The organism is Isoptericola sp. NPDC056573 (genome assembly GCF_042793335.1).
In the GTDB taxonomy this organism is placed as follows: Bacteria; Actinomycetota; Actinomycetes; order Actinomycetales; family Cellulomonadaceae; genus Isoptericola.
In genome coordinates, this window is record NZ_JBHTUY010000005.1 from 53736 (window position 1) to 75863 (window position 22128).

General features: G+C 74.4%; 21 protein-coding genes. 11 read left to right on the top strand and 10 right to left on the bottom strand.

Annotation, left to right across the window (positions count from 1 at the left end):
* Window positions 1–146: 146 nt before the first annotated feature.
* From ACFQ8E_RS10070 to ACFQ8E_RS10090, 5 genes are read left to right on the top strand one after another with little or no spacing between them, the layout of a single operon-like run.
* On the top strand, window positions 147–905 hold the full coding sequence (locus ACFQ8E_RS10070) for a FadR/GntR family transcriptional regulator (protein WP_430550434.1): 759 nt from the start codon (window positions 147–149) through the stop codon (window positions 903–905).
* An 11-nt stretch (window positions 906–916) separates the two neighbouring features.
* Complete coding sequence (locus tag ACFQ8E_RS10075) at window positions 917–2254, top strand: carboxylesterase family protein (RefSeq protein WP_430550435.1); 1338 nt, start codon at window positions 917–919, stop codon at window positions 2252–2254.
* Window positions 2251–3201 (top strand): DUF4031 domain-containing protein, encoded by a 951-nt coding sequence (locus ACFQ8E_RS10080; protein ID WP_430550436.1) that lies wholly within the window; start codon window positions 2251–2253, stop codon window positions 3199–3201. Before ACFQ8E_RS10075 ends, ACFQ8E_RS10080 begins: the two co-directional genes overlap by 4 nt.
* A gap of 14 nt (window positions 3202–3215) precedes the next feature.
* Entirely contained in the window at window positions 3216–3875 is a 660-nt protein-coding gene (locus ACFQ8E_RS10085; RefSeq protein WP_430550437.1) for a vancomycin high temperature exclusion protein, read from the top strand.
* Window positions 3876–3918: 43 nt separating this feature from the next.
* On the top strand, window positions 3919–4665 hold the full coding sequence (locus ACFQ8E_RS10090) for an enoyl-CoA hydratase (protein WP_430550438.1): 747 nt from the start codon (window positions 3919–3921) through the stop codon (window positions 4663–4665).
* A gap of 5 nt (window positions 4666–4670) precedes the next feature.
* On the opposite strand, the gene ACFQ8E_RS10095 is transcribed toward ACFQ8E_RS10090, so the two are convergent.
* The 3 genes from ACFQ8E_RS10095 to ACFQ8E_RS10105 form a co-directional block, all read right to left on the bottom strand.
* On the bottom strand, window positions 4671–6293 hold the full coding sequence (locus tag ACFQ8E_RS10095) for a succinic semialdehyde dehydrogenase (RefSeq protein ID WP_430550439.1): 1623 nt from the start codon (window positions 6291–6293) through the stop codon (window positions 4671–4673).
* Window positions 6294–6363: 70 nt separating this feature from the next.
* Window positions 6364–6819 carry a GNAT family acetyltransferase gene (locus tag ACFQ8E_RS10100; protein ID WP_430550440.1) on the bottom strand — a complete coding sequence of 152 codons (456 nt, stop codon included), beginning with the start codon at window positions 6817–6819 and terminating at the stop codon, window positions 6364–6366.
* Between the two features lie 7 nt (window positions 6820–6826).
* Complete coding sequence (locus tag ACFQ8E_RS10105; RefSeq protein ID WP_430550441.1) at window positions 6827–7951, bottom strand: GuaB3 family IMP dehydrogenase-related protein; 1125 nt, start codon at window positions 7949–7951, stop codon at window positions 6827–6829.
* A gap of 53 nt (window positions 7952–8004) precedes the next feature.
* Here ACFQ8E_RS10105 and ACFQ8E_RS10110 point away from each other — a divergent pair, with 53 nt between their 5' ends.
* The gene (locus ACFQ8E_RS10110) at window positions 8005–8787 is read left to right on the top strand and encodes an exonuclease domain-containing protein (RefSeq protein WP_430550442.1); all 783 of its coding nucleotides are present in this window, start codon (window positions 8005–8007) and stop codon (window positions 8785–8787) included.
* On the opposite strand, the gene ACFQ8E_RS10115 is transcribed toward ACFQ8E_RS10110, so the two are convergent.
* Together ACFQ8E_RS10115 and ACFQ8E_RS10120 are read right to left on the bottom strand one after the other, a co-directional pair.
* Window positions 8760–9626 carry an AAC(3) family N-acetyltransferase gene (locus ACFQ8E_RS10115; protein ID WP_430550443.1) on the bottom strand — a complete coding sequence of 289 codons (867 nt, stop codon included), beginning with the start codon at window positions 9624–9626 and terminating at the stop codon, window positions 8760–8762. The genes ACFQ8E_RS10110 and ACFQ8E_RS10115 overlap by 28 nt on opposite strands.
* Before the next feature lie 55 nt (window positions 9627–9681).
* On the bottom strand, window positions 9682–10320 hold the full coding sequence (locus ACFQ8E_RS10120; protein WP_430550444.1) for a Rid family hydrolase: 639 nt from the start codon (window positions 10318–10320) through the stop codon (window positions 9682–9684).
* A 242-nt stretch (window positions 10321–10562) separates the two neighbouring features.
* Here ACFQ8E_RS10120 and ACFQ8E_RS10125 point away from each other — a divergent pair, with 242 nt between their 5' ends.
* Complete coding sequence (locus ACFQ8E_RS10125) at window positions 10563–12200, top strand: flavin monoamine oxidase family protein (protein WP_430550445.1); 1638 nt, start codon at window positions 10563–10565, stop codon at window positions 12198–12200.
* A 69-nt stretch (window positions 12201–12269) separates the two neighbouring features.
* Here the strand turns inward: ACFQ8E_RS10125 and guaB are convergent, their stop codons facing one another.
* Window positions 12270–13787 carry an IMP dehydrogenase gene (gene guaB / locus ACFQ8E_RS10130; protein WP_430550446.1) on the bottom strand — a complete coding sequence of 506 codons (1518 nt, stop codon included), beginning with the start codon at window positions 13785–13787 and terminating at the stop codon, window positions 12270–12272.
* Between the two features lie 97 nt (window positions 13788–13884).
* Window positions 13885–15006 carry a MerR family transcriptional regulator gene (locus tag ACFQ8E_RS10135; RefSeq protein WP_430550447.1) on the bottom strand — a complete coding sequence of 374 codons (1122 nt, stop codon included), beginning with the start codon at window positions 15004–15006 and terminating at the stop codon, window positions 13885–13887.
* A 203-nt stretch (window positions 15007–15209) separates the two neighbouring features.
* Here ACFQ8E_RS10135 and ACFQ8E_RS10140 point away from each other — a divergent pair, with 203 nt between their 5' ends.
* A complete protein-coding gene (locus tag ACFQ8E_RS10140) occupies window positions 15210–15500 on the top strand; it encodes a WhiB family transcriptional regulator (protein WP_166845770.1) in 291 nt (96 codons plus the stop codon).
* Between the two features lie 56 nt (window positions 15501–15556).
* Here the strand turns inward: ACFQ8E_RS10140 and groES are convergent, their stop codons facing one another.
* Window positions 15557–15853, bottom strand: a complete 297-nt coding sequence (gene groES, locus ACFQ8E_RS10145; protein WP_079572552.1) for a co-chaperone GroES — start codon at window positions 15851–15853, stop codon at window positions 15557–15559.
* Window positions 15854–16061: 208 nt separating this feature from the next.
* Between groES and ACFQ8E_RS10150 the strand changes: the two genes are divergently transcribed.
* Both ACFQ8E_RS10150 and ACFQ8E_RS10155 read left to right on the top strand, forming a co-directional pair.
* Complete coding sequence (locus ACFQ8E_RS10150; protein WP_430550448.1) at window positions 16062–17297, top strand: SAM-dependent methyltransferase; 1236 nt, start codon at window positions 16062–16064, stop codon at window positions 17295–17297.
* Between the two features lie 87 nt (window positions 17298–17384).
* Window positions 17385–18536 carry a glutamate--cysteine ligase gene (locus ACFQ8E_RS10155; protein ID WP_430550449.1) on the top strand — a complete coding sequence of 384 codons (1152 nt, stop codon included), beginning with the start codon at window positions 17385–17387 and terminating at the stop codon, window positions 18534–18536.
* On the opposite strand, the gene ACFQ8E_RS10160 is transcribed toward ACFQ8E_RS10155, so the two are convergent.
* Both ACFQ8E_RS10160 and tsaD read right to left on the bottom strand, forming a co-directional pair.
* Window positions 18537–19493: a class I SAM-dependent methyltransferase gene (locus ACFQ8E_RS10160; protein ID WP_430550450.1), complete on the bottom strand. Its 957-nt coding sequence runs from the start codon at window positions 19491–19493 to the stop codon at window positions 18537–18539.
* A 67-nt stretch (window positions 19494–19560) separates the two neighbouring features.
* Complete coding sequence (gene tsaD, locus ACFQ8E_RS10165; RefSeq protein WP_430550451.1) at window positions 19561–20622, bottom strand: tRNA (adenosine(37)-N6)-threonylcarbamoyltransferase complex transferase subunit TsaD; 1062 nt, start codon at window positions 20620–20622, stop codon at window positions 19561–19563.
* 204 nt (window positions 20623–20826) lie between these two features.
* On the opposite strand from tsaD, the gene urtA reads away from it, so the two are divergent.
* Entirely contained in the window at window positions 20827–22122 is a 1296-nt protein-coding gene (urtA, locus tag ACFQ8E_RS10170) for an urea ABC transporter substrate-binding protein (RefSeq protein WP_430550452.1), read from the top strand.
* The last annotated feature ends 6 nt before the right edge of the window (window positions 22123–22128 follow it).

Here is a 22128-nt window from a genome sequence, read left to right on the forward strand (position 1 = left end):
TCCCTGTTCGGTCGGCGACCCGCCGGGGCGGGCCCCGCGGCGACTGCTGCGTCACCGCGTCGTCCGAGGATGCCTCATTGGTACTACCTTTGACAAGACTGGTCACACCAATCGCTCAGCCGACCGGACGTCGATAGGCTCCGCCCATGTCGTCACCGTCCCTGCACGCCGGAGTGCTCGACGCGCTCGGCCGCGCGATCACCAGCGGCGACGTCCCCGCGGGCAGCCCCCTCACGCTCGACGGGATCGGCGCCGAGCACGGGGTCTCGCGGACCGTGGCACGCGAGGTGATGCGGATGCTCGAGGGCCTCGGGATGGTGCGCTCGCGGCGCCGGGTCGGCCTCGTGGTGCTCGGCATGGAGGACTGGAACGTGCTCGACCCGCGCGTCATCCGCTGGCGGCTGCAGGGCCCCGGCCGGGACGCGCAGCTGCGGAGCCTCACCGAGCTGCGGCACGCGGTCGAGCCGCTCGCCGCCGCCGGCGCCGCCCGCCACGCCACCCCGCAGGTGCGGGGCGAGCTCGTGGACCTCGCCCGCCGGATGCGCACCCTCGGCGAGGCTGGCGACCTCACCGAGTTCCTCGCCCTCGACGTCCGCATGCACGAGCTGCTGCTGCGCTCCAGCGGCAACGAGATGTTCGGCCCCCTGGCCGACGTCGTCGCCGAGGTCCTCGCCGGGCGGACGCACCTCGGCCTCATGCCGCCCTCCCCCGCGCCCGAGGCGCTCGACCAGCACGAGGCCGTCGCCCGGGCGGTGGCCGAGCACGACCCCGACGCCGCCGAGGCCGCGATGGCACGGATCGTCGGCGAGGTGCGGCGTGCCATCGACGACCTGCCCGACCATCTGCCCCACGACCCGCCCGACGACCTGCCCCACGACGACGACGGCGCCACCCGCCGGGGTTAGTCTCGACCGCGATGCTGCGCTTCACGCCTCCCTGCGGACCGGTCGACGGCTGGGCGGACGACGACGTCGTCCGGGCCACCGGCATCCCGTACGCCCGCGCGGACCGGTTCGAGCGGCCCGTGCCGGTCCCCGATCGCGTCGCACCGTACGAGGCGACGCAGTGGTCGCCCGCCTGCCCGCAGGCGCCGGTCCCGTTCCTCGACGAGGTGCTGGGGGCGCCGGGGGCCGGCGTCCCGGGCGACGAGCACTGCCAGCGCCTGTCCGTGACGATGCCCGCCGACCTGCCCGCCGACGTGCGCCCCGACGACCGGCTGCCCGTCATGGTGTGGATCCACGGCGGCTCGTACACCTCCGGCGCGGGCGACCTGCCGATCATGGACCCGCGGCCGTTGGTCGCCGAGCAGCGGGTCGTCGTCGTGTCCGTCACCTACCGGCTCGGCCTGCTCGGCTACCTCGGCGACGGCGGCCCCGAGCGGCCCGCGAACCTGGGGCTGCTCGACCAGCTCGAGGCGCTGCGCTGGGTGCACCGCAACATCGCCGCGTTCGGCGGCGACCCGGGGCGGGTCACGGTGTTCGGGCAGTCCGCCGGCGGCGACGCGGTGGCGCACCTCCTGGCCGTGCCCGCCGCGGCCGCCCTGGTCTCCCGCGCGATCGTGCAGAGCGCGCCGCTCGGCATCTCCCGCGGACGGGCACGGATGAACGCCGCCATGGCGCGCGCGGCCGCGGGCATCTCGCCCCGGACGCCCGTGGCGGACGTCGTGGCGGCGGAGGCGCGGGTCGCCCGGGCGGCGACGGGGGCCGGCCTGCGCGCCGCGATGCCGTTCGGCACCCAGTACGGTCACGACCCGCTGCCGCCCGAGGACGAGGTCGACGCCGCCTGGGACGCCGCCGCGCCGCAGGTCGCGCTGCTCGTCGGGAGCACGGCCGAGGAGGCGCGGCTGTTCGTCCGCCGGATCCCCGCGGTCCGCCGGCTCGCCGCGCTGCCCGTCGTCGGGCCGGGGATGCGACGCGCGATGGTCGCCGCCGTCACCGCGGCCGTCTACGGGCGGCCCGCGCGCCGGTTCGCGGCCCGGCACGCGGCGGCCGGCGGCACCGCCTACCGGTACGTCGTGACGTGGGCCGCGCCGGGCAACCCGTGGGGTGCCGCGCACACGGTCGACCTGCCGCTGCTGTTCGGCGACGAGAAGGCGTGGGCGACGGCGGCGCTCACGGACGGGGCGTCGTGGGACGACCTCCAGCGCTCCGCGCGGCGGGTGCGCGCCGTGTGGGGCGCGTTCGCGCGGGGCGAGGACCTCGGCGACCGGCTCGACGTCCCCGGCGCCCTGACCGTCCGGCGGGTGCGGCGATGACGCTCCTGCTCGACCCGCCCGCCTGGCCGGCGCACGGCACCCTCTGGTCGCACCTGGTCTCGGACACGTCGCTGCACGAGCTCCGCTCGTTCGCGCGCGCCCAGGGCGTGGGCGACCGGGCCTTCGACCTCGACCACTACGACGTCCCCGCCGAGCGCCACGACGCCCTGGTGGCCGCCGGGGCCGTGCCCGTGACCGGCGGCGAGCTGTCCCGCCGCCTCGCCGCCTCCGTCCTGCGGGTGCCCGGCCGCGAGCGGCGGCGCGCGTCCCACGACGAGCTGCTCGCCCGGTGGGCGACGCTGTGGGAGCCGGGCGACGGCGCGCGGGCCGCGCCCGCCGCGGCGCACGACGTCGGGACCGACCTCGTGGGCCGCTGGCGCGAGCCGCACCGGGTGTACCACTCGCGCCTGCACCTGGCCGACTCCCTCGACGCCCTGGACCTCCTCGTCGCCGACGGCGCGCCCGGCTCGCGCTGGCACGCGGCGGCCGCGCTGTGGTTCCACGACGCGGTGCACGACGGCGAGGCGGGCCGGGACGAGGAACGGTCGGCGGCGCTGGTCGGCGCGGCGCTCGGCCCGCTGACGGGCGCCGTCCGGCCGGCGGGCACGGGTCGCGCGCTCGGGGAGAGCGACGTCGCCGAGGTCGCCCGGCTCGTGCTGGTGACCACGGCCCACGACCCCGTGACGGCGGACGCCACGGGCGCCCTGGTCAGCGACGCGGACCTCGCCGTCCTCGGCGCCGAGCCCGGCCGGTACGCGCGCTACGCGGCCCAGGTCCGCGCCGAGTACGGCCACGTGCCCGACGACGCGTTCCGCGCCGGGCGGGCCGCCATCCTGGACCAGCTCGCCGGGCTGCCGAGGCTGTACCGCTCGCCCGCAGCCGTGTCCCGGTGGGCCGACGCCGCGGGACGCAACCTGCGCGCCGAGCGCGCCGCCCTCCGCCCCTGACGTAGGTTGCGGGCGTGACCTCGACCCCGCCCGCCACGGACCCGATCCCGGCCTCGCTCCCCGTCCGTGCCCGGCGCCGTCGTGCGCTGCGGGTCTCCGCCGCGACCGCCGGGGCGCTCGCCCTGGCCGTCGTCGTGCCGGTCGCCTGGGTGCAGCTGACCGGCCAGGCGCGGGTCCGGCCGTCCGTCGAAGCCGTCGAGCCGGTGGACGCGATCCTCGTGCTCGGGGCGGGCATCCGGCCCGACGGCACCCCCTCGCCGTACCTGCAGCGCCGCCTGGACGCGGCGGCGGAGCTGTACCACGCCGGCGTCGCCGACCGGGTGGTGCTCAGCGGCGACGGGCAGCCACGCCGGGACGGCACCCCCTACGACGAGCCCGCCTCCATGCGCGAGTGGATCCTCGGGCGGGGCGTGCCGGACGAGGCGCTGACGCTGGACCGCGAGGGCCTCGACACGACGGCGTCCTGCCGCCTTACCGCCGAGCTGGGTGCGCGCACCGCCGTCGTCGTCACGCAGGACTACCACCTGCGCCGCGCCCTGTTCAGCTGCAACCGCGCGGGTCTGGACGCGCAGGGCGTGGGCGTCTCGGCGGCGAGCGCGAGGCCCCGGCAGTGGGTGTGGTGGCACGTGCGAGAGATCCCGGCGTCGTGGCGCGCGGCGGTCCGCGAGCTCTGACGAAGACCCGGACGGGAGCCACGGCGGCCGCTATCGTCGCGGCATGACCGACGACGTCCTCACCAGCGCCGCCGAGGGCGTCGCCACGGTGACCCTGAACCGGCCCGCGAAGAAGAACGCGCTCACCACCGCGATGTACGCCGCGCTGGCCGACGCCCTCGACGCGGCGGAGGCCGACGCGGACGTCCGGGCCGTGGTGCTGCAGGGCGACGAGACCGTGTTCTGCGCGGGCAACGACATCGGCGACTTCCTGGACCGCCCGCAGGCCGGCACGGACGACCCGGCGTTCCGCTTCCTGCGCACGATCGCGCGGTTCCCCAAGCCGCTCGTCGCCGGGGTCTGCGGCCCGGCCGTCGGGGTCGGCGCGACGATGCTGCTGCACTGCGACCTCGTGTACGCGGGCGAGGGCGCGACGCTCCTCTTCCCGTTCGTGGACCTCGGGCTGGTCCCCGAGGCGGGGTCCAGCCTGCTGCTGCCGCAGGTCGTCGGGCACCAGCGCGCCGCGGCGGCCCTGCTGCTCGGGGAGCCGTTCACCGCCGCCGCGGCTCTCGACGCCGGCCTGGTCAACCGGGTGCTGCCGGACGCCGAGGTGCTCGGCCTCGCCCGCGCGCAGGCCGCCCGGCTGGCCGCGAAGCCCGTCGCGGCGCTCGTCGGGACCAAGCGCCTCCTCAGGTCCGGCACGCAGGCCGCCGTGCTCGAGCGGATCGACACCGAGGGCGCGGTGTTCACCCGCCTGCTCGGCGAGCCCGCGGCGCAGGCCGCGCTGGGCTCCTTCCTCGCCCGGCCCTGAGCGGGCTACGGCAGGCGCAGCCGCCGCATCGCGCCGAGCGCGACGGACAGCACGCGGCTCGGCGTCTCCCCGCCGAGCGCGTACAGCGTGTCGAGGGACAGCCCGAGCCGGGCGCCGCGCTGGACGGCGACGGTCTGCACCTCGGTGACGGCCTCGATGCCCTCGCGCCCGTGCCGGCGGCCCTGCCCGGAGGACTTGAAGCCGCCCATCGGCGCGGCCGCGGAGCCCCAGGCCGAGGCGTACCCGTCGTTGATCACGACGGTGCCGGACTGCACGCGCGCCGCCAGGCGCCGGGCCCGGGCGACGTCGGTGGACCAGATGCTCGCGTTCAGCCCGAACTCGGTGTCGTTCATGACGCGCACCGCCTCGTCGTCCGACGCCACGCGGGTCACCGCCACGACCGGGCCGAACGTCTCCTCGCGGGCGCACAGGGCGTCCGCGGGGACGTCGTCCAGCACGGTCGGTGCGTAGAAGTACGGGCCGACGTCGGAGCGGTGCACCCCGCCGACGACCGCGCGGGCGCCCTTCGCGAGCGCGTCGTCCACGTGCCGGGTGACGCGCTCGAGCTGCGCGGCGGAGACCAGCGAGCCCACGTCGGCGGTGTAGTCGAGCCCGGTGCCCAGGACGAGGTCGCGCACCGCGACGGCGAACCGCTCGAGGAACGCGTCCGCGATCCGCTCGTGCAGCACCAGGCGCTCGATCGACATGCACAGCTGGCCGGCGTTCGAGAAGCAGGCCCGCACCACGCCGGGCACGGCCGAGTCCAGGTCCGCGTCGGCCGCGACGTACAGCGGGTTCTTGCCGCCCAGCTCCAGCGTCGTGCCGATGAGCCGCTCCCCGGCGCGCGCCGCGACCTTGCGACCCGTCTCCGTCGAGCCGGTGAAGGCGATGTGGTCCACGTGCTCCACGAGCGCCGCGCCGACGTCCCCGCCGCCGGCGACGACGAGGAACAGGTCGTCGGGCAGCCCCGCCTCCTGCAGCAGCTCGGCGGTCCACAGGGCCGACAGGGTGGTCTGCGGGTCCGGCTTGAGCACCACCGCGTTCCCCGCCAGCAGGGCCGGGATCGCCTCGGACAGGACCAGGGACAGCGGGTAGTTCCACGGCGCGATCGCGCCGACCACGCCGACGGGACGGCGGTGCACGCGCACGCCCGTGAGCACCGGCAGCATGCCCGGCACGCGCCGCTCGCCGAGGTACCCCGGGCCGCGCACGGCGTAGTGCCGGCACGCGATCGCGACGTCCGCGACCTCCTCGAACGCGCTGCGCCGCGCCTTGCCCGACTCCATCTGGATCAGGTCGAGGATCTCCGACTGCCGCTCCAGCACCAGGGCGCCCAGTCGTTCCAGCACGGCCGTGCGCTCGCGCAGCGTCGCGCGCGCCCACCCGGGCTGCGCGGCCCGGGCGCGGGCCGCGGCCGACGCGACGTCGTCGGGCGACGACAGGGGGAACGTCGCCAACGGGGCACCCGTGAAGGGGAGGATCGAGCGGTGCGTCCCGACGGTGTGGGACGTGACGATGCGCCGCGTCAGCGGCTCCACGACGTCGGGCTCCAGGACATAGGTGGCGGCGGGCAGCTCGGGGTCAAGAAGTTCCCCGAGAGCGCCTTCGCCCTCGTGCGCGGTGGACATGGCCGACACCCTACGCGGGTCGCCCGACACCGCGGCAACCGTCGTCCCCGTTCGTCCGGGTCGTTCGCTCTCAGCGCGACCCGTCGAACCACTTCCCGAGCACGACCGTCTCCTGGTCGCCGTACCCGAGGCGGTCGTAGAAGCCCACCACCTGTGCGTTCGTGGCGCGGACCATGAGCTGCACCTTGCGCGCCCCGGCCGCGCGGAGCCAGTCCTCGGCGGCGGCCACCGTGGCGCGGCCGAGACCGCTCCCCTGCTCCTGCGGGTCGACCGCGACGTAGTACAGCCAGCCGCGGTGCCCGTCGTACCCGGCGAGCGCGGAGGACACGACCCGGTCGCCCGCCACACCGACCAGGACGGTCGACGTCGGGGTGCGGCGCGCGTCGGCGACGTCGCGCCGCGGGTCGTTCCACGGCCGGGTCAGGCCGCAGGCCTCCCACAGCGCGACGACCTGCTCGACGTCGCCGTCCCCGACCTCCCGGAACGCGACGGCGAGCGCGTCCCGGGTCGTGGCGTCGGCCGTCATCAGGGGATCACCGCGGCTGGTACGGGGAGACGACGACCTCGACCCGCTGGAACTCCTTGAGGTCGGAGTAGCCGGTCGTGGCCATGGCCCGGCGCAGGGCGCCGACGAGGTTCAGGGTGCCGTCGGCGGAGCCGCTCGGCCCGAACAGGACCTGCTCGAGCGTGCCGGCCGTGCCGACCTCGACGCGCTCGCCGCGCGGCAGCGCCGGGTGGTGGGCCTCGGGCCCCCAGTGCCAGCCCTGGCCCGGCGCCTCCTCGGCGCGGGCGAGCGCGGCGCCCAGCATGACGGCGTCGGCGCCGCAGGCCACGGCCTTGACGATGTCGCCGGAGCGGCCCACGCCGCCGTCGGCGATGACGTGCACGTACCGGCCGCCGGACTCGTCGAGGTAGTCGCGGCGGGCCGCGGCGACGTCGGAGACGGCCGTCGCCATCGGCGCGTGGATGCCGAGGCCCACGCGCGTGGTGTGGGCGGCGCCGCCGCCGAAGCCGACCAGGACGCCGGCCGCACCCGTGCGCATGAGGTGGAGCGCCGCGGTGTAGGTGGACGCGCCGCCGACGACGACGGGCACGTCGAGCTCGTAGATGAACCGCTTGAGGTTGAGCGGCTCGGCGTTGCCGGACACGTGCTCGGCCGAGACCGTGGTGCCGCGGATGACGAACAGGTCCACGCCGGCGTCGACCACCGTCTGGTAGTGCTCCTGCGTGCGCTGCGGGGACAGCGCGCCGGCCACGGTCACGCCCGCGGCGCGGACCTCCTTGAGGCGCTGCGTGATGAGCTCGGCCTTGATCGGCTCGGCGTAGATCTCCTGCATGCGCTGCGTCGCGCGGTCGGCGGGCAGGTCGCGGATCTCGGCGAGCAGCGTCTCGGGCGACTCGTACCGCGTCCACAGGCCCTCGAGGTCGAGGACGCCCAGGCCGCCGTGGTTCCCCAGCGCCACCGCGGTGGCGGGGCTCATCACGGAGTCCATCGGCGCCGACATGATCGGCAGGTCGAAGTGGTAGGCGTCGATCTGCCACTCCACGGACACGTCCTTCGGGTCGCGCGTGCGCCGCGAGGGCACGATCGCGATGTCGTCGAAGGAGTATGCGCGGCGGCCGCGCTTTCCGCGCCCGATCTCGATCTCGTTGCTCACCCGGACAGCCTACCGGCGCGTGCTGTCGGTGGCCGGTGGCACAGTCCGGGGGCATGACGACGTACGCGGAGCCCGACGCACCGCAGGCCGCTCCCGACCCGGGCTGGTCGCGCGGGCCCCTGCTCGGCTTCGACACGGAGACCACCGGGCTCGACGTCGAGGCCGACCGCATCGTGACCGCCGCGCTCGTGCTGCGCGGCCCGGACGGCAGCCGGTCCGTGCGCACCTGGCTGCTCGACCCCGGCGTCGAGATCCCTGCCGAGGCCACGGCCATCCACGGCATCTCCACCGCCGAGGCCCGCGCGCACGGCCAGGACGCCGTCGGGGCGCTCGAGGAGATCGCCGCGATCCTCGTCCACCACGTGCGCGGCGGCGTCCCCCTCGTCGCCTACAACGCGTCGTTCGACCTGTCCCTGCTGGACAGGGAGCTGGCCCGCCACGGGCTGCCGACGGTGCCCGAGCGGCTCGGCCGGCCCGTCGCGCCGGTGCTCGACCCGCTCGTCCTCGACCGGTGGCTGGACCGCGCCCGGGAGGGCAAGCGGCGCCTCGGCGACCTGTGCGCCCTGTACGGGATCGAGGGCGACGGCGAGCTCCACCAGGCGGACGTCGACGTCCTCGCGACGCTCGACGTCCTCGACGCCCAGCTCGTGGCCCACCCGCGGCTCCGGAGCGCCGCGCTCGACGCGCTGCACGCCGCCCAGGCCGGCGCCCACCGCGCGTGGGCGGAGCGAGTGAACGCGGAGCGCGCCGCGACGCCCGGTGGTCGACCGCCCACGTCGCCCGCCTGGCCGGCGTCCACCGGCCCGGCTCACCTGGGCGCCGTCGCCGGCTCCTGACCGCGCCAGGCGGCGGCGCAGCGACAGCCCGGGTCGTCGCACAGGAGCGCCCGCGGGTCGGCCAGGAGGGCGGCACGGGCCGCGGCGAGCACGTCGGCCACGCCCGTCCGGCGCAGGCGGGAACGCCCGACGCGGACCTCGCGCGTGCGTGACCGCAGCGTGGGCTCGAGCTCGTCGAAGCGGTGACTCTCCCCCGGCAGGTTCGGCAGCTCGGCCCAGGCGCCGGGCCCGACCTTCGCGTAGCGGTGGAACAGCCCGCGGCCCCGGCGCTGCTCGGCGAGGTGGATCGCCGTGCTCGCCGTGTGCCCGACCCCCAGGAGGAGCACGTCCCCGCCGGCGTCCGCCACGGCGTCGACCGGCGCCAGCGGGTGGTCGAGGGTCTGCGCCCCGACGACGTCGGCGGCCCGCTCCCCCGTCGCGACGAAGCCCTTGAGCGGGTGCTCCGTGCGCCGGTGCGGGTGGCCGAGGCGGACGGCCTCCGGGACGGCGCCCATCTCCCGGTCGACCGGCAGGTCGGGGACGAACGCGTCGGCACGGGCGACGGCCTCGTCGTGCTCGGCCCACGTCGCGGCGTTCCCGTAGGCGTTCCACGGCCGCTCGAGGCCGGGCGGGGCCGGGACGCCGGTCCGGTCCCACGTGTCCGCCGGGACGACGACCGTGCCGCACACGTCGACCAGCGCCCGTGCGACGGCCGCCGCGCCGCCGTCGACGTGCCCGAACGCGCGCAGCGAGCTGTGCACCAGCACCGTGGACGACCGGCCCAGCCCCAGCTCGCGCAGCCCCGCGGCGACCTGGTCGGTCGTGACGGCGGGCTCTCCCGCCCGAGCACCGTGGTCCATGGTGCCCAGCCGACCACGACGCCGTCCTGACGTCACGCCCTTTCGCGCGGCGGACCTACCGGTCGTACACCGCGTCGACCTCCACCTCGACCAGCCAGCCGTCCACGGGCAGGTTCTCGATCTCCAGCGCGAACCGGGAGGGCCGCGCCTCGTTGACGACCATGGGCTCACCGGCCGCCGACCCGAGCTGGACGTCGAGCGTCTCCCCGGTGGCGAGGTTCGTGTTGGCGAAGAACTGCCGGTACGCGCGGTTCCAGCCGGCGAAGTCCATGGCCTCCTCGCCGTCGGGGTTCTGCAGGAAGACGCGCATGGAGACGACGTCGTCGTAGGACAGGCCCGCGCGCTCGAGGTTCTCCCCGATCCGCATCAGCGCGTTGATCCCCTGGGCCTCGGTGAGCGTCACCCCGTCGGGCAGCTCGCCGCCGGGGAAGACGTCGGTCGGCACGTAGCGCTCCTCGGCGGTCGCGCCGGGCGCGCGGTTCAGGGCGGACGGCCCCAGACCCGACGACTTGTACCAGGCCACGTTCTTCCCGAGTGCCACACCGTCGGCGATGGACGGGGTGTCCCCGGTGACGAAGGAGTGCGCCTCGGTCGGCCTCGGCTCGAAGAGGCGGCCGCCCGCGACGGCGGTGGCAGGGACGGCGACGGCGGTCGTGACGGCGACGGCGAGGACGACCTTGGTGGTGTTCTTCATGCGGGGAACGTAGGGGCGCACCGTTTCGGCCGGATGACGGGGGCGGGTCGCGCACGAGTCGCTGACCTGGGGCGACGCCGTCGAAACGCGCCCGTTACCCGGGGCGACGACACGGTAACCCCGCCGACCCCGGGCCGTGACGCGGACCTCCTACCGTCGGGCCCGGTGCTGACGGCGGCGCCCGGCATCCAGGGCCGCCCGCGACCGTCCGTCAGACCTTTCGACACGAGAGGTAGTGCCACATGGTCTCTGACACGGTCACCGACGGGGTCACCGAAGGCCGCCCGTCCGGCGTCTCCCGCCGCGGCTTCCTCCAGGCCGTCGGCGTCGGCTCCAGCGCCGGCGTCATGTTCGCCACGATGGGGGCGATGGGGCTCGCCCCGACGGCCGCCGCCCAGCCCACGGCCGCGGCCTGGACACCGCCCCGGGGCAGCGACTTCACGCTCACCGGCCGCGCGGCGAAGAAGGTCGTGGTCGTCGGCGCGGGTCCGGCGGGCCTCGCGTCCGCGTACGAGCTGCAGAAGGCCGGCTACCGCGTCACGGTGCTCGAGGCACGGCACCGGCCGGGCGGCCGCACCCTGACGATCCGCGGCGGCGACTCCGAGACGGACGTGGACGGCGTCACCCAGACGGCGCGCTTCGACGACGGCGTCTACATGAACGCCGGCGCCGGCCGCATCGCGCAGTGGATGGTCACGATGGACTACCTGCGCGAGCTGGGCGTGCCCTACGAGGTCTTCACCAACGCGAACGCCGACGCGTACCTCTACAACGAGAAGACCGGGGCGACCCCGGGCCGCCCCGTGCGCTACCGCACCGCCAAGGCCGACGTCTTCGGCTACACCTCCGAGCTGCTGAGCCACGCCACCGACCAGGGCGCCCTGGATCAGCGGCTCACCGCCGAGGACAAGGAGAACCTGCGGTCCTTCCTGCGCAGCTGGGGCTCGCTCAAGGCCGACGGCACGTACGCGGGCGGGGACAACCGCGGGTTCGCGACCTACCCCTCCGCCTGGAACGAGCACGGCACGCCGCTGCCCGGCCCCGGCACGGTCTCGGAGGTGCTCGCCTCGAAGGTGGGGCAGTACTTCCCGTTCGAGATCAACTGGGAGCAGTCGATGCTCATGTTCCAGCCCAAGGGCGGCATGGACACGACCTACCAGTACTTCGTGCGGGCCATCGGCAAGCAGAACGTGCACTTCGGCTCCCCCGTCACCGCCGTGGAGAACACGAGCCACGGCGTGCGGGTCACCTACACGCCCGGCCACGGCCGCCCCCGGCAGATCGAGGCCGACTTCGCGATCGTGGCGGCCCCGGCGGGCGTGATGCGCCGCTGGGACACGAACTGGGGCGCGGGCGTGGACGCCGCGCTCGGCGAGTTCTCGACCGGCTCCCCCGCGGGCAAGATCGGCCTGCAGTACCGGTCGCGCTGGTGGGAGGACGACCACCGCATCTACGGCGGCATCACCGAGACCGACATGGACCTGGCGCACGTCTGGTACCCCTCGTACGGGTACGGGGAGCGCAAGGGCCTCGTGGTCGGCTACTACAACACCGGCACGAACGCCCGGACCTACGCCGACCTCACGCCCCGGGAGCGCGAGCGGCGCGCCGTCGCGCAGGGCGTGAAGATCCACGGGGAGAAGTACCGCACGGAGCTGGAGTCGTCGTTCTCCATCGCCTGGCACAAGGTCCCCTACATCGAGGGCGCGTGGGCCTACCCGAACACGGAGTCCTCCGGGTTCAAGCAGCTCCAGCAGGGTGCCGGTCGCGTCTACTTCGCGGGCGACTGGATGTCCGAGGTCTCCGCCTGGCAGCACGGTGCGTTCTGGTCCGCCCGGTACGCGGTCGAGGCCCTGCACGCGCGCGTCATGGCGAGCTGACGGCGGGACGACGGAGGCCCGGCACCCCTGGGGTGCCGGGCCTCCGTCGTGACCGTCGTGCGGGTCGGCTCAGAACCCGGCGTAGTTCGGCGCCTCGACCGTCATCTGCACGTCGTGGGGGTGGCTCTCCTTGAGCGACGCGGAGGTGATGCGCACGAACCGGCCCTTGGCCTGGAGCTCGGGGATGGTGCTGGCGCCGACGTAGAACATCGACTGGTGCAGCCCGCCGACGAGCTGGTGCGCGACGGTGTTCAGCGTGCCCTTGTACGGCACCTGCCCCTCGATGCCCTCCGGCACGATCATGTCGTCGCTGGTGACCTCGGCCTGGAAGTAGCGGTCCTTCGAGTAGGACTTCTTGCCGCGCGACGACATCGCGCCCATCGAGCCCATGCCGCGGTACGCCTTGTACTGCTTGCCGTTGACGAGGATCGTCTCGCCCGGCGCCTCCTCGGTGCCGGCCAGCATCGAGCCGAGCATCACGGTCTCCGCGCCCGCGACGAGCGCCTTGCCGATCTCGCCCGAGTGCCGCATGCCGCCGTCGGCGATGACCGGGACACCGGCGGCGCGCGCGGCCAGGGACGCCTCGTACACGGCGGTGATCTGCGGGACGCCGACGCCGGTCACGATGCGCGTGGTGCAGATGGAGCCCGGGCCGACACCCACCTTGATCGCGTCCGCGCCCGCGTCCACGAAGGTCTGCGCGCCCTCCTTCGTCCCGACGTTGCCGCCGATCACCTGCACGTGGCGGGTGGCGGGGTCGGTCTTGAGCTTGCGGACCATGTCGACGAGCATCCGCACGTTGCCGTGCGCGGTGTCCGCGACGAGCACGTCGACGCCGGCGTCGACCAGCGTCGTCGCGCGCTCCCACGCGTCGCCGAAGTAGCCGATCGCCGCGCCGACGAGCAGGCGGCCCTGGCCGTCCTTCGACGCGTTCGGGAACTGCTCGGACTTCACGAAGTCCTTGACGGTGATGAGGCCGGCGAGACGGCCCTCCGCGTCGACCAGCGGCAGCCGCTCCAGCTTGTGCTTGCGCAGCAGCAGCGTGGCGTCCTCGCGCGAGATGCCGGCCTGCCCGGTGATGAGCGGAGCGGGCGTCATGACCTCGGAGACCTTGGTCGTGGCCCACTCGGCGACCGGGGTGAAGCGCAGGTCGCGGTTGGTGACGATGCCGGTGAGGTGGCCGCCCGCGTCGACCACGGGGAAGCCGGAGATGCGGTACTCCCCCGCCCGCTTGTCGAGCTCCTCGAGGGTCGCGTCCGGCCCGATCGTCACCGGGTTGGAGATGATGCCGGTCTGCGTCCGCTTGACCAGGTCCACCTGGTACGCCTGGTCCTCGATCGACAGGTTGCGGTGCAGCACGCCGATGCCGCCCTGACGGGCCATCGCGATCGCCATCCGCGACTCGGTGACGGTGTCCATCGCCGCGGAGACCAGCGGGACCCGCAGCGAGATCTCGCGCGTGAGGCGCGACGTGGTGTCGATGTCCGACGGGGCGAGGTCGGAGTACCCCGGCAGCAGCAGGACGTCGTCGTAGGTGAGGCCGAGGAATCCGAACGGGTCGTGCGCGGGCGAGGTCGAGTCCGTCATGACAGGAGTCTACGTTCTGGGCGGCCCCGTTATTCCGGCCCGTCCGGCCTTCGGGGCCCTGCCGTGGCGGACCTCACGTCACGGCTCGCCTCACGGATCACGTCACGACGGCGAGCGCCTCGTGCAGCATCGCGGTGAACGACCGCACCCGCTGCACGGTGGCTGCCAGCGGCAGCTCGCTCGCGGCGTCGTCCCGCCGCAGGCTCACGATGACCGGGAGCTCGGCGAAGCCCTCGTGCACCGCGTGGATGAGGTCCAGGTCGGGACGCCGCTGCGCCGTCGCGAGGACGAGCGCCGCCGGCCGCACCATCGTCACCAGCTCGAGCGAGCGGTGCGTGCTCGCGGGGCCGGTCACGATGCGCGCCGTCGCCCCCTTCGCCGTCAGGGCGGCGGCGAGGGCGTGCGCGGACAGCGGCACCACCTCGTCGGGGGCGGCGAAGATGAGCACGATCTTGCGCATCCGGCTCGGGTGGTTGGCCGGCGGGGCCCCACCCGCGACCATGGCGCGCTCGAACGCCTCGGTGAAGTCGCGCAGCGCGCGCAGGGCCGCCGTGGCGAGCACCACCTCGGGCACCGCGCCCGGGCCGGCGAGCACCGTCCGCTGGGCGACGCGCTGCCAGGCCGGTTCCGCGATCTCGGTCCACCAGGCGGCGGGGTCGCCCTGCGCCGGGATGGCGAGCAGGTCGTCGCACCCGGCCTGGTCGTAGGCGAGGGCGGCGTCCACCACGGCCGACACCCGGCCGGAAGCGCTCCCACCGGGCACGTGACCGGGAGCCGCGGAGGCTCCTTCGCCGCCCCCGGGCAGGGCGCGGAGGTGGCCTCGCCCGCGCGGGGCGTCGCCGTCGGCGGCGTGCGCCGGTCGCTCCGGGTCGGGCTCCGCGTCGTCGCCGTCGTCCGCGTCGGCACCGGCGCTCGCGGCCTCCTCGGTCGCCTCCTCGAGCTCCTCGACGCCCGCCTCGAGGGCGGCCTTCGCGGCGTCGACCGGCGCGACGCCCTCGAGCGTGAGCCGGCGCATGACGAGCAGGCGCGCCACGTCCTCGGGCGTGTAGCGGCGGTGCGATCCCGCGGTGCGGGCGGACGGGCCGAGCCCGTAGCGACGGTCCCACGTGCGCAGGGTCGCCGGAGCGACCCCCAGGCGCCTGGCGACCGCCGCGACGGCGAGGCCCGCGCTCGACGCGCGAGACCCGCCCCCGTGAGGAGCGGGTCGGGATGAGGTCATGGCGTCGATTCTGCCGAGAGGACCGGAGGGTCGCCACTGCTCCCCCGGGCGCGCCGCCGTAATGGTCGACGGCGCAGGTCAAAGCCGTTCAGATGCCAGGCGAACCCATTCAGCCACGGCCGTGAAGTTGAACACTGAATCATCGAATCCGGTCACGAAATCGGACCTTGAACAACTTCTGCACAACTTGTAGGTTGTTCGCCATGACGGAGATCTCGAGGCTTCCCGGTCCGGTGATGGAGCTGTGGGAGTGGCAGTACCAGGGCTCCTGCCGCGACGCGGACGACACGTTGTTCTTCCACCCCGAGGGTGAGCGCGGTTCGACGCGTCGACGCCGGGCCGAGGCGGCCAAGGCGATCTGCCGCTCGTGCCCCGTGATGATGCAGTGCCGGGAGCAGTCGCTCCGGGTCCGGGAGCCCTACGGGGTGTGGGGCGGCCTCAGCGAGGACGAGCGCTCCGCGATCCTCGCCGGAAGCGCCCGCAAGACCGGCTGACAGCACGAAGGCCCCGCACCGACGACGGTGCGAGGCCTTCTGCGTGCTGGGCGTCGTCAGGCGACGACGACCGCGAGGATGTCGCGGGCGGAGAGGACGAGGTAGTCCTCCCCGGCGTACTTGACCTCGGTGCCGCCGTACTTGCTGTAGATGACCTTGTCACCGACCTTGACGTCGACGGGGACGCGGTTGCCCTTGTCGTCGAAGCGACCCTCGCCCACGGCCAGGACCTCGCCCTCCTGGGGCTTCTCCTTGGCGGTGTCCGGGATGACCAGGCCGGAAGCGGTCGTGGTCTCGGCCTCGATGGCCTTGACGACGATCCGGTCCTCGAGCGGCTTGATGGGGACCGACACGTCGGACCTCCTTGATTCGCGATGCGTGGATGGACTAGCTGATTGACCAGGTCGCGTCCGAGGGCTGGCCGTCGTCGCGGGTGCCGGTACAGCCTTGCGGTCGCTGACGACAAATCTAGGCAGGCGTTAGCACTCTGACAAGTCGAGTGCCAGAGGTCGGCGGGTCGTTCGCCCAGGGCGTCACCCGCGCGCCTGAGACGATGGCCCGATGGACCCCTCCTCCGTGAGCAAGCTGCTGAGCCCGGACGGGTGGGCGCTGGTCAACTCGCTGCCGCCCTACGACGAGAAGCAGGCCATGTCCCTGGCCACCCGGCTGCGGGCCGACGGCGTCGACCCCGACCTCGCGGCGGCCGCGCTCACCCAGTCGCGGTTGCGGGCCAAGGCCCGCGCCAAGCTCGGCGACTTCGCGGACGGGATGCTCTTCACGCCCGACGGCGTCGAGCAGGCCACCCGGCTCGTGGTCGCGGCCCTGCACGCCCGCCGCTACCTCGCCGCCGGCGTCACCAAGGTCGCGGACCTCACCAGCGGGATCGGCGCCGACGCGCTCGCGTTCGCGGGCGTCGGCCTGCACGTGCTCGCGACCGACGTCGACGAGGTCACCGCCGCGCTCGCCACCGTGAACCTGCGGTACTTCCCCGAGGCCGAGGTACGGCACGCCGACGGCCTCGCGCTCGACCTCGCCGCCGAGGGCGTGGACGGCGTCTACGCCGACCCGGCCCGCCGCACGCGCGGGGGCCGGCGGGTGTTCGACCCGGCCGCCTACGCTCCCCCGCTCGACGCCGTGTGGGACCTGCGTGCGCAGGTCCCCGCCCTCGGGATCAAGGTGGGGCCCGGCATCCCGCACCAGGGGCTGCCCGAGGACGCGGAGACGCAGTGGGTCTCGGTGGACGGCGACGTCGTCGAGGCGGGGCTCTGGTTCGGGCCGCTCGCCCCCGCGGGGCCGGGACGGTCCGCGCTCGTGCTCGCGACGTCCGGCGGGACGACGACGTCGCGCACCCTGCGCGCCGACCGGCGCGCGGACGGCGACGGCGCCGAGCTCGTGCCCGACGTCGGCCCTGTCGGCGCCTACCTGTACGAACCGGACGGCGCCGTCATCCGCGCCGGGCTCGTGGCGCACGCCGCCGCCGAGCTCGGCGGGCGGCTGCTGGACCGGACCATCGCCTACGTCACGACCGACCAGCCCGCCCCGCCGCCCGCGGACGGCACGGCGCCGCTGGCCACCGGCTACCGCGTGCTCGACGTCATGCCGTTCAACCTCAAGCGGCTCAAGGCCTACCTGCGCGAGCGCGGCGTGGGCCGCCTCACGATCAAGAAGCGCGGCACCGCCGTGACGCCCGAGCAGCTGCGCGCCCAGCTCTCGCCGAAGGGCGACGCGGAGGCGACCCTCGTGCTCACGCGCGTCGCCGGCGCGCAGCACGTGCTCGTCGTCGAGCCGCTGCGCTGACGCGCGCCGGGCCCGCGGCGGCCCGTCCGACGAGACGCGGCCGGACCGACGCGCGGCCCGGCGTCCCCGCGTGGAAGCATGGCCCGCATGGTGCTGGAATTCGCCGCCTCCGAGCGGTCGAGCGTCGGGCTCGAGTGGGAGCTCGCGCTGGTCGACGCCGACTCGGGCAACCTGCGGCAGGTGGCGCCGGCCGTCATCGAGGCGGTGGCCGACGACGTCCGGCACCGCTACGTCAAGCCCGAGTTCCTGCGGAACACGGTCGAGGTGATCAGCGACGTGCGCCGTACGGTCCCCGAGGCGATCGCCGACCTCGAGCGCGGCATCGCCGCCATCCACGACGCCACCGGTCCCATGCGCGTCGACCTCATGGGCGCCGGCACGCACCCGTTCGCGCACTGGTCGCAGCAGAAGGTGACCGACAAGAAGCGGTACGCCACCGTCGTCGACCGGGCGCAGGTCGTGGGGCGCCAGCAGATCGTCTACGGCGTGCACGCGCACGTGGGCATCGAGGACCGCGCCAAGGTGCTGCCCATCGTCAACTCGCTGCTGGTGTACCTGCCGTACCTGCAGGTGCTGTCCGCGTCGTCGCCGTTCTTCGGCGGCGACGACACCGGCTACGCCTCGATGCGCACCATGATCTTCCAGCAGCTGCCCACCGCAGGGCTGCCGTACCAGTTCGGGGCCTGGTCCGAGCTGGAGCGGTACACCGCCGACATGCTGCACACCGGCGTCATCGACGACTTCACGGAGGTGCGCTGGGACGTGCGGCCCGCGCCGCACTTCGGCACGGTCGAGATGCGGATCTGCGACGGCACGTCGAACACGTTCGAGCTCGCCGCCCTCGGCGCCCTCGTGCACTGCCTGGTCGAGCACCTGTCGACCCTGCTCGACGAGGGACGCCCGCTGCCCACGATGCCGCCGTGGTTCGTGCACGAGAACAAGTGGCGCGCGGCCCGCTACGGCACCGACGCGATCATCATCCTCGACGACGCGGGCGAGGAGGAGCTCGTCACCGACGCCCTCCCCCGCCTGCTCACGACCCTCGAGCCCGTGGCGGACCGGCTCGGCTGCGCCGCCGCGCTCGACGGCGTGCGGGAGATCGTGCGCCGCGGTGCGTCGTACCAGCGCCAGCGCGAAGTGGCGCGCGCGCACGGCGGGGGCCCCGCGGCGCTGGAGGCCGTGGTCGCGTCGCTCGTCGCCGAGCTGCACGCCGGGCGACCGCTGCCCGCGGCGGGCTGACTACTCCTTCTCGAAGTCCCACACGATGAGGGTGGGCGTCCGGGCGTACGCCGCGTGGGCGGCCGCCTCGACCCACGGCATCATCTGCCAGATGTCGGGCGGCCTGGTCGGGTCCTCGAGCTCCAGGTCCGCGCCGGGGTCGAACGCGCCGTTCCCGGCGTGCGCGGCCGCGGTGTACTCCCGGCCGCCGTCGTCCTCGTCCGCGCCGCCGCCCGCGTACTCGCGGCAGAACCGCGGCGCCAGGCCCACGGGCAGTGCCGCCTGCAGGTACTCGCTGGTGGCGTGCTGCCAGTTCGGGATGTACCCGAACTCGCCGTCCGCCCCCTCGACCAGCGGGTAGAGGGGGGAGCCGACGAAGTAGCCGCGCGTGTCGGAGACGACGAGGCGCCCGCCCGGCCGCAGCACGCGCGACAGCTCGGCGAACACGGGACCCAGGTCCCGCACGTGGCACAGCGCGAGGGTGACCAGGACCAGGTCGGCGGAGGCGTCGGGGACCGGCAGGTCGTGCAGGTCCCCCTCGGCGAACCGCGCCCCCGGCACCTTGGTGCGGGCGACCGCGAGCATGTCGGGCGACGAGTCGACGCCGAGCACGTCGTGCCCCTGCTCGACCAGCCACTCCGTGTGCCGGCCCGTGCCGCACGCGGCGTCGATCGCCACGCCGCGGGGCAGACCCTCCATGAGCGGCCGGACGAGCGGCTCCTCCATGCCCCAGAACCCGTTCGGGCCGTCGTAGCGGGGCGCCCAGTGCCGGTACCCGTCGCGGGTGGTGATCGGCGGGACGTCGCGGCCGTCACCGAACCTGTCGGCCGCGTCGAGCAGCGCGCGGACGTCGGCCAGCCGCGCCTCGACGAACGCCCGGTCGTGCTCCCCGGCGAACGCGCGCATCAGCGCCACGCCCTCCAGCCCGACGAGGTACGCGAGCGGGTGCTGATAGATGGCGGGGCGGTCGGTGTCCACGCCCGGGACGCTACCGAGGCCCGGGCGGCGTGCCGAGGCCTTTTCCGACAGGCCCGACGCGGCGGGGTCAGACGGTGATCGTGGTCATCGGCATCGACGAGTCGACCGGGAAGCCGAAGCTCGACGGTGCCGCCCCGGCACGCACGACGGCGGAGCCCAGCGCGGCGATCATCGCGCCGTTGTCGGTGCAGTAGCGGATGGGCGGGATGCGCAGGTCGATGCCCGCCTCCGCGCACCGCTTCGCCGCCATGTCGCGCAGCTGGCTGTTCGCGGAGAAGCCGCCGCCCACGACCAGGGTCTCGACGTCGTGCCGCCGGCACGCGGCGATCGTCTTGGCCGTGAGCACGTCGGCGACGGCGGCGGCGAACGACGCGGCGACGTCGGCCTCGGGCACCTCGCGCCCGGCGTCGACGCAGGCCTCGATCCAGCGCGCGACGGCCGTCTTGAGGCCGGAGAAGGAGAAGTCGTAGGCGTGCTCGGCCTGGTCCTTCGCGGCGGTCAGGCCGCGCGGGAAGCGGATGGCCTCCGGGTCGCCCTCGCGGGCGAGCCGGTCCACGTGCGGGCCGCCGGGGTACGGCAGGCCGAGCAGGCGGCCGACCTTGTCGAAGGCCTCCCCCGCCGCGTCGTCGAGCGTGGATCCGAGCTCGGTGACGTCGGTCGCGACGTCGTCCACGAGCATCAGCGTGCTGTGGCCGCCCGAGACCACCAGCGCCATCGTGCGGCCGTCGAACGGGCCGTCGACGAGCTGGTTCACCGCGGCGTGCCCGATGACGTGGTTGACGCCGTACAGCGGCTTGTTCAGGCCGATCGCGAGCGCCTTCGCCGCGGACGCGCCGATCGTCAGCGGACCCACGAGCCCGGGGCCGGCGGTGACGGCGATCGCGTCCACCTCGGACAGGTCGACGTCGGCCTCGCCGAGCGCACGCCGGATCGTCGGGACCATCGCCTCCAGGTGGGCGCGGCTCGCGACCTCCGGGATGATCCCGCCGTAGCGCGCGTGCTCGTCCATGGAGCTGGCGACGGCGTCGACCAGGAGCTCGTCGCCGCGGACGAGCGCGACGCCCGTCTCGTCGCAGGAGGTCTCGATGCCGAGGACGAGGGGGTCGCCGACCCCGTGCGCGGATGCCATGGCCCCATGATCGCACCGGCACCACGGCGACCGCTCCGGCCACCTCTCCGGCACCGCCCGGACCAGCCGTAACACGATGGTGACACCGAACTCACCGCGGGGACACGTGGGCGTACTTGGGTTCATCTGAACCTAACCGGGCCTGGCCCACCGGGTTCGTCCGCACCTCATCGGGCCCACGGGCCACGGCCACGAAGGAGCACCATGCGTCCTCGAAGCAGCACGGGCACCACGCGTACCGGCACGCGTACCGGCACCACCCGACCTGTCGTCGCCTCGCTCGCCGTCGTCGCCGTCGCGGCCCTCTCGGCCTGCGGGGCACGGGTGGACGCGGCGAGCGGCGACGCCTCGGCCTCCGCGGCCGCGGGCTGCGTCGACACCTCGGGCGACACGGCCCAGATCGGCTTCCTCAACTCGCTGTCGGGCACGATGGCGATCTCCGAGCAGACCGTGCACGACGCGCTCCAGCTGGCCGCTGCCGAGATCAACGCGGACGGCGGGGTGCTCGGCAAGCAGCTCGAGGTCGTCTCCGAGGACGGCCAGTCGGAGCCCACGGTCTTCGCGGAGAAGGCGACCAAGCTCATCACCAGCGACTGCGTCGCGGCCGTGTTCGGCGGCTGGACGTCGGCGTCGCGCAAGGCCATGCTGCCGGTCTTCGAGGCGAACGACTCGCTGCTGTTCTACCCCGTCCAGTACGAGGGCCTCGAGGCCTCCGAGAACATCTTCTACACGGGCGCCACGACCAACCAGCAGATCGTGCCGGCCCTGGACTACCTCGCCGAACAGGGCACGAAGTCCCTGTTCCTCGTGGGCTCCGACTACGTGTTCCCGCGCACCGCGAACAAGATCATCAACGCGTACGCCGAGGCGCACGGCATCGAGATCGTCGGCGAGGAGTACGCGCCGCTGGGCCACACGGACTTCTCCACCATCGTCAACAAGGTGAAGGCCGCCGGGGCCGACGCGGTGTTCAACACCCTCAACGGCGACTCCAACGTCGCGTTCTTCAAGGAGTACAACAACGCCGGCCTGTCCGCCGAGGACATGCCCGTCGTCTCCGTCTCGATCGCGGAGGAGGAGGTGGGTGGCATCGGCGTGGACAACATCGAGGGCCAGCTCACCGCCTGGAACTACTACCAGACGGTCGACAGCCCCGAGAACGACGCGTTCGTCGAGGCGTTCCAGGCCGAGTACGGCGACGACCGCGTGACGTCCGACCCGATGGAGGCGGCCTACACCTCGCTGTACCTGTGGAAGGCGATGGTCGAGAAGGCGGAGTCCTTCGACGTCGCGGACGTGCAGGCGGCAGCGGACGGCGTCGCCTTCGACGCCCCCGAGGGCACCGTCGTCGTGGACGGCGACAACCACCACGTCGCCAAGACGGCGCTCGTCGGGCGCATCGGCGCGGACGGGCTCATCCACACCGAGTGGAGCTCCGAGGAGCCCATCGAGCCGGACCCGTTCCTCGAGGGCTACGACTGGGCCGACGGGCTCTCCTGAGCCGGG